This window comes from Streptomyces xylophagus (assembly GCF_000716435.1).
Classification (GTDB): domain Bacteria; phylum Actinomycetota; class Actinomycetes; order Streptomycetales; family Streptomycetaceae; genus Streptomyces; species Streptomyces xylophagus.
Genome location: NZ_JNWO01000003.1, coordinates 520,281 through 531,653 on the forward strand (window position 1 = coordinate 520,281; position 11,373 = coordinate 531,653).

Below are 11,373 nucleotides of genomic sequence, written 5' to 3' on the forward strand. Positions count from 1 at the left end.
TTGCCAAGTTCGCTCGCATTGGGGATCCCATGCCGCTGCCGACACGGAAAACAACCCTCTAATCGGTCTCCCCAACCACCACATCGTGGGCTTAACTTATGTGCCATGACCTCCCCCCGCTCCACTTATGGCGGCGGCTACTACTCCGCCTCCTTCCCGGACACTCCGATCTACGACTCCCTCGTGGCCGAGCGGGGGACCCCGCAGATCGCGCCGATCCGGGTCCCCGCCGCCTACGACATGCCGGGGAGCAACCTGCCGGCGCTGCCGTCCGCACTGCCCGCCCTCCCGGCGGGTCCGTCGCAGGCTTCCTACGGCGGCTATCCGCAGGCGCAGCAGCCCGCCCCCCTGCAGCAGGCGCCCGCCGCCTACATCCCGCAGCAGGCGCCGCCGCGCGGCTACCCGGGCCAGCAGCAGCAACAGCAGCCGCGCCCGATGGCGGCTCCGGCCGGCTACGAGGCGATGCGTCCGGCGGCTCCCCGCCCGGCCCCCGCGCCGTACCAGCAGGACCCGTACAACAACAACCAGCAGTACCGCGGTTACTGATCCTCACCCTGCGTTGTCGGTGCCGACTGGCACGATGGAGCGATGGGGAATGCGGAGCTGCGGTCGATCCACGTTCATCCGGTCAAGGCGCTCCGGGGTTTCTCACCCCGGGAGGCTCTCGTGGAGCCTTGGGGGCTGGCCGGTGACCGACGCTGGGCGCTGATCGACGACGGGGGAAAGGTCGTCACGCAACGCGAGCACCCGCGTCTCGCACTGGCCGCCGCCGAGCTTCTGCCCGGCGGCGGTGTTCGTCTGTCCGCGCCCGGACGTGATCCGCTGACCGTGCCCGTTCCGGAGCCGGTCGCCACCGCGGTGATGGAGATCTTCGGCACCAAGGTGGACGCGGTGCCCGCGCGGGACGCCGCGCACACCTGGTGCAGCGACTATCTGGGCCTCGGCGTACGTCTTGTCCACATGGACGATCCCGCCACACGTCGGCCCGTCGACCCGGACTTCGCGCTTCCCGGTGAGACGGTCGGTTTCGCCGACGGCTATCCGCTGCTGCTGACCTCCGAGGCGTCTCTCGACGCCCTCAACTCCCTGATCGCGCAGGGGGATCACCCGGCCGAGGGGCCGTTGCCCATGAACCGGTTCCGGCCCAATGCGGTCGTGGCGGGCACCGCCGCCTGGGCCGAGGACGGCTGGTCGCGGGTCGCGATCGGCGAGGTCGAATTCCGCGTCGCGAAGATGTGCGGGCGCTGCGTCGTGACCACCACCGACCAGGGCACCGCCGAGCGCGGCAAGGAGCCCCTGCGGACCCTGGCCCGGCACCGGCGTATCGGCGGCAAACTCATCTTCGGGCAGAACCTGGTGCCCCTGTCCACCGGCACGATCCGCGTCGGTGATCCGGTCCGGATACTCGAGCAGAACGCGTAGAAGGAGTTCCCCCGATGGGGGTGCGGGTCGGGAACCCTCCCCGTGGGCCCGGTCGTTGAGATCCCGTGAGAAGTTCATGAGAGGCCCGGTGAGAGGTGATTTCCCTCTCTCTTTGACAGGGCTCTCGCGTGAATGGCTGCGCCTGGGGTTATCACGGAGCGGGAAGGGGGTGCGGGACGGTGGGAGCAATCAGGGGTCTGTGGCGCTGGCGGCGCAATCCGCTGCGTCGCGCGACCGATCTGGTCGAGGCATGGCTGGCCCTCGTGGTCCTGCTGCTGGTCCTGGTCGCCGCACCCGTGATCGGCGCGCTCGTCGGCGCCGTCGCGCAGGACACCCTGCAGCGGTCGGTGCGTGAGCAGCGCGCGGACCGGCACGTCGTGACGGCGACGGTGGTCAAGAAGCTGAAGGGGGCCGAGTTCGACCCCGACCCCGACTCGTCCACCGCGCGGGACGTCCGCAGCCGGGTCCTCGCCGACTGGACCGCCCCGGACGGCACCGCGCAGCACGGCACGGTGCTGGCGAGCCTCAACACCCCGCACGCGGGCGACCACTTCAAGCTCTGGACGGACCAGCACGGCCGCATAGTGGCCCGCCCACTGGACTCGGCCACGGCGACGACGCACGCCGTGCTCGCCGGGCTCGGTGCGGCACTGCTGACCGCCGGGCTCGTCGACAGCGGCCGGCGGTTGGTCCTGTGGCGCATGGTCCGTCGCAGGTACGCCCGTTGGGACCGGGCGTGGGAGCGGGCGGGCCCGGACTGGGGCCGGACCGGCACCGGCAGCTGACAGCCTTCCCGCTCTGGTCAACCCACCGCCCGCCCGCACGCTACGGTGGACCGGCGAAGGCTTCGGCATCAACCCGCGTACCACGAGGTGGGGGCACAGCAGCGCCATGGCACAGGGCACGGTCCAGGTGACGCACACCGGTACATCGCGGTGGCGGCGCCGCACAGGTGAGTACGCGTCGCTCGCCGCCGCCCTGGAGGCCGCGGCCGAGGGCGACGTCCTCACCGTCGCTCCCGGAACCTACCGCGAGAACCTCGTCGTGCAGCGGCAGGTGACCCTGCGCGGCCCCGAGGGTTCGCCCGGCTCGGTGCGCATCGCGCCCCTGGACGGCGTGCCGTTGACCGTGCGCGCCTCGGCGATCGTCCAGGACCTGCATGTCGAGGGCCAGGACTCGGCCGCGCCCGCCCTCCTTGTCGAGGACGGGGCACCGGAGTTGACGGATCTGCGGATCGTCACGCGCTCCGCGTCCGGCATCGAGGTCCGCGGCGGTGCCCGCCCCACTGTGCGGCGCTGCACCGTCGACAACCCGGCCGGCATCGGGATCGCCGTACTCGACGGCGGCGGCGGGGTGTTCGAGGAGTGCGAGGTCGTGTCGGCCGGCCAGGCGGGCGTAGCGGTCCGCGGTGGCGGTCACCCGCGTCTGGAGCGCTGCCGCATCCACCACGCGTCGGGCGTGGGTCTGTCCGCGACGGGCGAGAACTCCGCGCTGGAGGCGGTGGGTTGTGAGGTCTACGAGACGCGGGGCAGCGGCGTCCAGATCACCGGCCGGGCCACCGCCCACCTCACCGACTGCGATGTGCACCGTACGACCGCCGACGGCGTGACCCTCGACACCGACGCGGTGCTGACGCTGGCCGACTGCCGTATCCACGACATCCCGGAGAACGCGGTCGACCTGCGCTCCCGTTCCGTCCTGACGCTGACCCGGACGACGGTGCGTCAGTTCGGGCGCAACGGACTGTCGGTGTGGGACCCGGGCACGCGCGTGGACGCCAACCAGTGCGAGATCTTCGACAGCACGGGCGACTATCCGGCGGTGTGGGTCAGCGACGGCGCGACCGTGGTCCTCGACTCGTGCCGGGTGCACGACGTACCTGACGCGCTGTTCGTACTCGACCGCGGCTCGCGCGCGGATGTCGTCGACAGTGACATCTCCCAGGTCCGCAACACAGCCGTGTCGGTGAGCGACGGCGCGACCGCGCAGCTCGACGACTGCCGGATCAGGGACGCGGCCACGGGCGCGTGGTTCCGCGACCACGGCAGCGGCGGCACTCTCAACAACTGCACGGTGGACGCCACTCAGACCGGCGTGATCGTCACCAAGGGCGCCGACCCCACCATCGAGCGCTGCACGGTCGACTCCCCCGCCGAGGCCGGCTTCTACGTCTCCGCGGGCGGCCGGGGCACCTTCCAGGGCTGCCGGGTGACGGGCAGCGGCGGCTACGGCTTCCATGTCATAGACGGTTGTCGTACGACGCTCAAGAAGTGCCGTACGGAGCGGTGCGCGCGCGGCGGTTACGAGTTCGCGGACGCCGGCCCGGACGCGGGGCCCGGCACGGGACCCGTCGTCGAGGACTGCACCAGCGACGAGAGCAGCGTCAAGCCGCCCACCGCTCACGAGACGGCCGTGGCGACGGCGAGCCAGTCGACCACTGTGCTGGGCGCGATCCCCGGCCAGCGCACCGCCGAGCGGGAGCCCCTGGTCCCCGCGACGGAGGCGGACAAGGAGTCCCGCAGCTCCAAGGCCGTCCTCGGTGAACTCGACGCGCTGGTCGGCCTGGACAGCGTCAAGCGCGAGGTGCGGGCCCTCACCGACATGATCGAGGTGGGCCGCCGCCGCCAGCAGGCCGGCCTCAAGGCAGCCTCCGTCAAACGGCACTTGGTCTTCACCGGCTCCCCCGGCACCGGCAAGACGACGGTCGCCCGGCTCTACGGCGAGATCCTCGCCTCGCTCGGTGTGCTGGAGAAGGGCCATCTCGTCGAGGTGTCCCGGGTCGACCTGGTCGGCGAGCACATCGGCTCCACCGCGATCCGCACCCAGGAGGCCTTCGACAAGGCGCGCGGCGGAGTGCTGTTCATCGACGAGGCGTACGCGCTCTCCCCGGAGGACTCGGGCCGCGACTTCGGCAAGGAAGCCATCGACACGCTGGTGAAGCTGATGGAGGACCACCGCGACGCGGTCGTGGTGATCGTCGCGGGCTACACGGCGGAGATGGAGCGGTTCCTTTCCGTCAACCCCGGTGTGGCGTCCCGTTTCTCACGGACCATCACCTTCAGCGACTACAACCCCGAGGAACTGCTGAGGATCGTCGAGCAGCAGGCCGAGGAGCACGAGTACCGGCTGGCCGAGGGCGCGTCCGAGGGACTGACGAAGTACTTCACGGCGATCCCGAAGGGCGCCGCGTTCGGCAACGGCCGCACCGCGCGCCAGACCTTCGAGGCGATGGTGGAGCGGCACGCGAGCCGGGTCGCCCAGGTCGAGGAGCCGAGCACGGACGAGCTGACCCTGCTCTACGCGGACGACCTGCCCGAGCTGCCCTGAGGCGGCACCTCGGGCCGCAGCCTGGCCAGCAGCCGCTCGCGTTCCTCGGCGAACACCGGATCGGCCTGGTAGTCGGAGTGGCCGAGGATCGGCGCGGGCAGCGGATGCCGTGCCGTACGGCCGTACTCCAGTGGGTCCTTGAGGGGGGCGTGGTCCACCTCGGGGCCGCAGTCGCCGGACACGCGCACCGGGCCGCCGATGGGGTCGGTGAGCCGGTACAGATTGCGCCAGCAGTCGACCTCGCGGTGCAGCCGGCTGAGCGCGGCCGGTCCGAAGTGGGCCGGGAACCAGCGGCCGTAGAGGCGCTCCAAGGGTGAGCCGTAAGTGAGCAGGGCGACGCGTTTGCGCTGGGCCGGCTTGAGTTGCCAGGCCGCCGCTGCGGCGAGGACGCTGCCCTGGGAGTGGCCGGAGATGACGAGGCGGCCGCCGGTGGTGCGGGTCCAGGTGGCCATGCGCCAGGTCAGGTCCGGTACGGCGCGCTCGGCGTAGCAGGGCGGGGCGAAGGGGTGGGCGGCGCGCGGCCAGAAGGTGCCCACGTCCCAGAGGATGCCGATCGTGCGCCGCGCGGAGGCGTCCTTGTAGGCGCGCCTGCCCCAGGTGACGAAGAGGATGAAGCCGAGCCCGATCAGCCAGGAGCCGAGGCCCTGCGAGGTCTGGGCGGCGCCGTGCACGAAGGCGTGCCCCTCCTCCCCGGCCCGTGCCGGTGTCTTGTCGGTGGTGAAGGCGCCGACGAGCGCCGCTGCGCCCAGGAGCAGGGTCGCGGTGGAGGTGACGGCGACGAGGAGGGGGCCGCGGTCGGTGAGCGAGGCCATCGCGCGCGTGCTCGCGATACGGCCGGTGCGCGCCCGGTCCTTTCGGCGGACCGGGTAGTCCTGTGCCACCGCGGCCAGTTCGGTACGGCGCAGCCGCCAGGTGCGGTGGCCCAGCCCGGCGCAAAGGACGAGGAGGACGACGAGCAGGGACGGGATCACCGAGGCCTGCCAGGTGAGCAGGACGGGTGGGCCCGCGATGGAGGTTCCGGTGCCGTCCAGCCAGTCCGAGACGCGCTGCGAGACCCCGCCGGACATCACGCCGCCCAGGGCGCAGGCCAGCATCGCCACGGCCGGTCCGCCGAGACCGCGCATCGCCGCGCGGGGGTCGGGGTGGGTGCGGTGCAGCAGGTGGGCGACCACGGCGAGGGTGATCACCAACAGGCCCTGGACCAGGGCGATTCCACCGAAGGCCGGATCGCCCGGCAACCGCCCGGACGACTCCCATCCCGGGCGCGACCAGCCGGCGTACAGCAGGGCGAGAGCGAGCAGCAGAAGTGCGCCGAGCGGCAGGCGTCGTACGAGACGGCGGTCCAGGGCCTGGTCGAGGCGGTTCTCGCTGCGGCCCCGACGGCACACTACGTAGACCACGACGAACGCGACGCCAGCGAGCGCGGTCTCCAGGAGTCCGCCGAGGGTGGCCAGAGCGTGGGATCCGGCGGGCCCTCGGTCGAAGTCCGCCGTCGGAACGGTGACGGCGGCGGCGACCGTCAGGAGGCCGGCCGCCGTGTGGGCGGCACGGAGTCGGGCGACCAGGCGGCGGCCGTACCAGAAGCCGGGGCGGCCCAGGGAACTGCGGTCCGGTTCGTCGTCGGGTTCGGCTCTGCGGGGCATCGGCTGCTGCGACTCGTACTCGCTCCACGTGCGGCGGGAGAGGTACCAGAGCAGAACCGTGAGCGCGGTCGGCACCAGGGCGGCGAGCGCGAGGCGGCGGCCGGGGCGGCTCCACCAGCTGTCGTGCGACACGGTGGGCGACAGGAAGCCGAGCCAGGAGTGGCTCTCGGCGCACGCGCGCGTGCCGGCGCACTGCCAGGCGGCGAGGTCGAGGGCGACCTCGCAGGCCGCCGCGACGAGCAGCACGGTCAGGGTCAGTCCCGCGAGCCGCACCAGGAGGCCGTAGAAACGCACTGTGCGATTCCGGTCGCGTGCGGTGGGGCGCATCCAGTGGGCGAGGTTGACGACCATGAACGGCAGCAGTAACAGCCACAGGGCTCGCGTGCCGTTGCCGGAGGTCAGGTTGCACCAGACATACGCCTCGCGGATCGGTCCGGTGTGCTGGTCGGCGGGCCGGGACTCGGCGTCGACGTCGGCGGCGCGCCGGAAGACGGCCGCCGTGTCGTCTCCGGTGATCCGTACCGTGCGCGGATCACCGAGCATCTTCTCGGGTGTGGCGCCGCCGACTCCGTGGACCAGGAGTTCCAGGGCGGGTTCGGTCTCTTCGGGCCGTGGGGCAAGGCGTTTCGCCTCGCTCGTGACGGCATGTTCCTGCACACGTTCCACTGTTCGCACATCCCCCGTGACGCACCGTCTGGCTGTGTTCGTGTGCACACCAGGATCGCCCCTTCAGGCGCATTGCACACGCCCGGTCACGGAATCTCCCCGATCCGTGTGACACAAGGGGGACAGTTGATGTTCGAATGACATGTGCGCGTCGGGACAGGCGGTGGCGCGGTGCTTGTGGAGGCGTGCGAGGATGGGTCCTCCCACGCGCCGCAGCCGGGAAGAACCTCCTGATCGGGGCAGGTGCGATGGACAGTCTGACGGGTCGCGGCGAAAGGACCGGAGCGTACGTGAGTGAGAATCAGAACCTCCTCGCGGAGCAGCGGCGCGCCCTGATCCTCGACGAGGTCCGGCGCCGGGGCGGTGTCCGCGTCAACGAACTGACCCGCAAGCTCGGCGTGTCGGACATGACCGTACGGCGCGATCTCGACGCGCTGGCCCGCCAGGGCGTCCTGGAGAAGGTGCACGGCGGGGCGGTCCCGGTCGTCGAGGCGAGCACGCACGAGCCGGGCTTCGAGGCGAAGTCGGGGCTGGAGCTGACCGCCAAGGAGGACATCGCGCGGGCGGCGGCGGAGCTGGTGGCGCCGGGCACGGCGATCGCGCTCTCGGGCGGTACGACGACGTACGCGCTCGCCCACCATCTCCTTGAGGTCCCCGACCTCACCGTGGTCACGAACTCGGTGCGGGTGGCGGACGTCTTCCACGCGGCACAGCGCAGCTCGGGACAACGCCAGGGCGCGGCCACCGTCGTACTGACCGGCGGGGTGCGGACCCCCTCCGACTCGCTGGTGGGCCCGGTGGCCGACCAGGCGATCGCGGCGCTCCACTTCGACCTGCTGTTCCTCGGTGTGCACGGCATATCGGTCGAGGCCGGACTGTCGACACCGAACCTCGCGGAGGCCGAGACCAACCGCAGGCTCGTGCAGTCCGCGCGGCGGGTCGTGGTCGTCGCGGACCACACCAAGTGGGGGACGGTGGGCCTGAGTTCGTTCGCCGCGCTGGAACAGGTCGACACGCTGGTGACGGACGCGGGGTTGCCCGCGGAGGCGCGTGCGGACATCTCGGAGCATCTGCGGCGGCTTGTGGTGGCGGGCGAACCCGATGACGGGGAAGACATCTGACTGGTCGTCAGCTATCGTGACGTCGCCGCCTCGGTCAACTTCCCTTACCCGTCAAGGGGGTTCGCGTCCATGGCTCACCGTCTCCGCCCTGTCGGGCTCGACTTCGTCGACACCGCTCCGGTACGGCTGATCTTCGCGCAGGAGATGTCCGCGGCACCGGACGCGGTCTTCCACGCCCTCAACGACGATGTGCCGGGGTGGGCGGAGTGGTTCTCGGCCGTGACGCGGGCGCGGGCACTCGACGACGGTGCCGGGCGCGACATCCGGCTGAAGGGTGGCGGGCACTTCGTGGAGACGGTGATCGCGGCGAAGGAGGCGGAGGTGTACGCCTACCGCGTCGACATCACGAATGCGCCGGGGGCGCGGGCGTTGGCCGAGGAGTGGCGCCTGGTCCCTGCCGGGGGTGGGACCAGGGTTCAGTGGACGTTCGCCGCGGATGGCTCCGCCTTGTTTCGGGGGGTTGTGCGGCTGGCTCGGCCTGGGTTGGGGCGGGCGTTCAAGGGGGCGGTGACGGAGTTGGATCGGCGGTTAGGGCGATAGGTCGCGTTGGCCGTCGATCGTGTGCGGGTCCGTTGTGGCTGGGCGCGCAGTTCCCCGCGCCCCTTCAGGGCGCTACAGCTCAGGTCGGCCACACCCCTGTCACCAGTAGCGACGTGATCGCCTTGCTGTACGGGGTGATGTCCATGCCCTGGGCCGTCAGCCAGGTGTCCGAGTAGTACTTGTCGAGGTAGCGGTCGCCCGGGTCGCACAACAGGGTTACCACGCTGCCCTGTTGGTCCGTTGCCACCATCTCGGCGATGATTTTGAGGGCGCTCCAGAGGCCGGTGCCGGTGGAGCCGCCCGCCTTGCGGCCGATGGTTTGTTCCAGGGCTCGTACGGCGGCGATGCCGGCCGCGTCCGGGACCTTCATCATGCGGTCGATCGCGCCGGGTACGAAGCTCGGTTCCATACGGGGGCGGCCGATGCCCTCGATGCGGGAGCCGCAGTCGCAGGTGACGTCCGGATCGCCGGTGGTCCAGCCCTCGAAGAAACAGGAGTTCTCCGGGTCGGCGACACAGACGCGGGTGTCGTACTGCATGTAGTGGACGTAGCGCGCGAGGGTCGCCGAGGTACCGCCGGTGCCGGCCGTGGCGACGATCCACGCGGGCTCCGGGAAACGCTCCAACTCCAGCTGGCGGAAGATGGATTCGGCGATGTTGTTGTTGCCGCGCCAGTCCGTGGCCCGCTCCGCGTAGGTGAACTGGTCCATGTAGTGGCCGCCGGTCTCCACCGCGAGGGCGGCCGACTCCTCGTACATCTTGCGCGAGTCGTCCACGAAGTGGCACTGGCCGCCGTGGAATTCGATCAGGCGGATCTTCTCGGGGCTGGTCGTGCGCGGCATGACCGCGATGAAGGGGACGCCGATCAGTTTGGCGAAGTACGCCTCGGACACCGCCGTCGAACCGCTGGACGCCTCGATCACCGGGCGGGTGGGCCGGATCCAGCCATTGCAGAGGCCGTAGAGGAAGAGGGAGCGGGCGAGGCGGTGTTTGAGGCTGCCCGTGGGGTGGGTCGACTCGTCCTTCAGGTACAGGTCGATGCCCCAGTGCTCGGGGAGCGGGAAGCGGAGCAGGTGCGTGTCGGCCGAGCGGTTGGCGTCGGCCTGGACCTTGCGGACGGCTTCTTTCAGCCAGCTCCGGTAGGCGCCGTCACTGCGGTCGACATCGAGGGTGGCGCCGGTCAGGGCCTGTGGGGTGGTGCTCACGGCGGGGCTCCTTACGCTTCGCGCCGACGGCGCCTCGCGCGGCCGACACCTCGATCATAGGCACCTTCCGCACGCTTCTCACCTGCATAAACGCGCCTTTGAGGTCCCCAAAGGCGCCCCTGGGGAGCGACCGCAAGGAAACCTGGGGGCGCATTTATGCGAGTGCTCCGGGTACTCACCGTGACCGTGCCGTACGTACTGGTGCTCGACGGCCCGGGCGGGCAGACTGCACCGGAGCGGGACGAACGTCCTGAACGGGGGCGCACACTGGATCACGAGATGTCCTGGACCAAGGGGGCGGGGAAGCATGGCGGAGCCGGAGTTCACGGCCACGGGCGTGCGGATCGGGAAGCGGCTGCGGTCGCTCACCCGGGCCGGACAGGTCCGGATCAATGACGGCAGGCTGGAGTTGCTCACCAGTTACGGCAGCGAGATCGACAGCGCGCCGGTGCAGGCGGTGCGCGCGTCGAAGCCCTGGTTCGCTCCCGAGGACCGGGCGCTGGCCGATCTCAACGGCAACAGGTACCTGTTGACCCTCGGCGAGCACGACCCCGCGCCGGGTCAGCCGGGTCCACCGGCGGCACGCCGGTTCATCGAGGCCGTACGCAAGGCGGCCGGGCGCGGCGGCTGACCGGCACGGCGGGTAGCAACCGCCGATCGGCGGTTGGAACGGCTGCGGTCGGCCGCGAGTTGCGGGACCGCGGCCCCTGCGTCACTCTGGTCTCACGTCACTCTGGGTTTACCGGCGATAACGCTGCGAACCAGCCCGCCGGGTACAACAGCAGGCGGCCGTTTCCCTTGACCACCCTGCTGGATCCGAACTCCGTGTTCTTCCGGACCTCAGTCGGGGAGTCGCAGCCGTGATCAGTCACCCAAGCAGGCACTGCGCGGTGGAGCTCCAAGCCCTGCCGTCGCGGATCGGCCAGGTCCGCAGAATCGTATCTGCGCAGTTGCGCTACTGGCATATGGACCCTCTGATAGACCGGGCCGCGCTCGGTGTCACAGAGCTCCTCACCAACGTCCACCGGCACGCCCAGCCCGACAAGACGTGCATCGTCGAGATCGAGCTGCTGCTCGACCACCTCATGGTCTCGGTGCACGACCACGATCCCCGGCTTCCGGTGGTGGGGGACATCGACGAGGTCGCGCCTACGGCCACCTGTGGGCGGGGGCTCGCGATGGTCGCCGCGGTCAGCGAGAGCTGGGGGGTGCGGCCTGACGGTGATTCCGGGAAGGTCGTGTGGTTCACGCTCACCGCGCCCGAGCCAGCACCGGCCGCGCCGGCCGCCCCGGCCCGTCCCCCGCGCCGTGCGGTCGCGGAGAAGCCCGCGCATCGGTTCGTGACCGAGGTCGAGCACCCGGTCGACGGCCACCGACCCCAACACGCTCCCGCCCGGTCGGCCGTTGCCGGTTGATCGGGCGGTGATTTGTTTGGGGGTGGCTTCGGGGG

Annotated in this window: 10 protein-coding genes; 8 read left to right on the forward strand and 2 right to left on the reverse strand. The window is 71.0% G+C overall.

Annotated features, from left to right (window positions below; genetic code table 11):
- Positions 1-105 precede the first annotated feature (105 nt).
- The 4 genes from OO70_RS09420 to OO70_RS09435 all read left to right on the forward strand — a co-directional run bounded on the left by OO70_RS09420 (position 106) and on the right by OO70_RS09435 (position 4,749).
- Entirely contained in the window at positions 106-546 is a 441-nt protein-coding gene (locus tag OO70_RS09420; RefSeq protein ID WP_043666717.1) for a DUF6643 family protein, read from the forward strand.
- Between the two features lie 42 nt (positions 547-588).
- A complete protein-coding gene (locus OO70_RS09425; RefSeq protein WP_043666720.1) occupies positions 589-1,422 on the forward strand; it encodes an MOSC domain-containing protein in 834 nt (277 codons plus the stop codon).
- Positions 1,423-1,601: 179 nt separating this feature from the next.
- Complete coding sequence (locus OO70_RS09430) at positions 1,602-2,207, forward strand: Rv1733c family protein (protein WP_043666723.1); 606 nt, start codon at positions 1,602-1,604, stop codon at positions 2,205-2,207.
- Between the two features lie 106 nt (positions 2,208-2,313).
- Positions 2,314-4,749, forward strand: coding sequence for a right-handed parallel beta-helix repeat-containing protein (locus tag OO70_RS09435; protein WP_043666726.1), 2,436 nt, complete (start codon positions 2,314-2,316; stop codon positions 4,747-4,749).
- Here the strand turns inward: OO70_RS09435 and OO70_RS09440 are convergent.
- A complete protein-coding gene (locus OO70_RS09440; protein ID WP_043666729.1) occupies positions 4,719-7,058 on the reverse strand; it encodes a membrane protein in 2,340 nt (779 codons plus the stop codon). The genes OO70_RS09435 and OO70_RS09440 overlap by 31 nt on opposite strands.
- Positions 7,059-7,348: 290 nt before the next feature.
- On the opposite strand from OO70_RS09440, the gene OO70_RS09445 reads away from it, so the two are divergent.
- Both OO70_RS09445 and OO70_RS09450 read left to right on the forward strand, forming a co-directional pair.
- Entirely contained in the window at positions 7,349-8,179 is an 831-nt protein-coding gene (locus OO70_RS09445) for a DeoR/GlpR family DNA-binding transcription regulator (RefSeq protein WP_043666733.1), read from the forward strand.
- Between the two features lie 69 nt (positions 8,180-8,248).
- Positions 8,249-8,719, forward strand: coding sequence for an SRPBCC family protein (locus tag OO70_RS09450; protein ID WP_043666735.1), 471 nt, complete (start codon positions 8,249-8,251; stop codon positions 8,717-8,719).
- 79 nt (positions 8,720-8,798) lie between these two features.
- Here OO70_RS09450 and OO70_RS09455 read toward each other — a convergent pair whose 3' ends face one another.
- On the reverse strand, positions 8,799-9,923 hold the full coding sequence (locus OO70_RS09455) for a PLP-dependent cysteine synthase family protein (protein ID WP_043666738.1): 1,125 nt from the start codon (positions 9,921-9,923) through the stop codon (positions 8,799-8,801).
- Positions 9,924-10,230: 307 nt separating this feature from the next.
- Here OO70_RS09455 and OO70_RS09460 point away from each other — a divergent pair, with 307 nt between their 5' ends.
- Together OO70_RS09460 and OO70_RS09465 are read left to right on the forward strand one after the other, a co-directional pair.
- Positions 10,231-10,554 carry a hypothetical protein gene (locus tag OO70_RS09460; protein ID WP_019058105.1) on the forward strand — a complete coding sequence of 108 codons (324 nt, stop codon included), beginning with the start codon at positions 10,231-10,233 and terminating at the stop codon, positions 10,552-10,554.
- Positions 10,555-10,783: 229 nt separating this feature from the next.
- Positions 10,784-11,338, forward strand: coding sequence for an ATP-binding protein (locus OO70_RS09465; protein ID WP_043666743.1), 555 nt, complete (start codon positions 10,784-10,786; stop codon positions 11,336-11,338).
- The last annotated feature ends 35 nt before the right edge of the window (positions 11,339-11,373 follow it).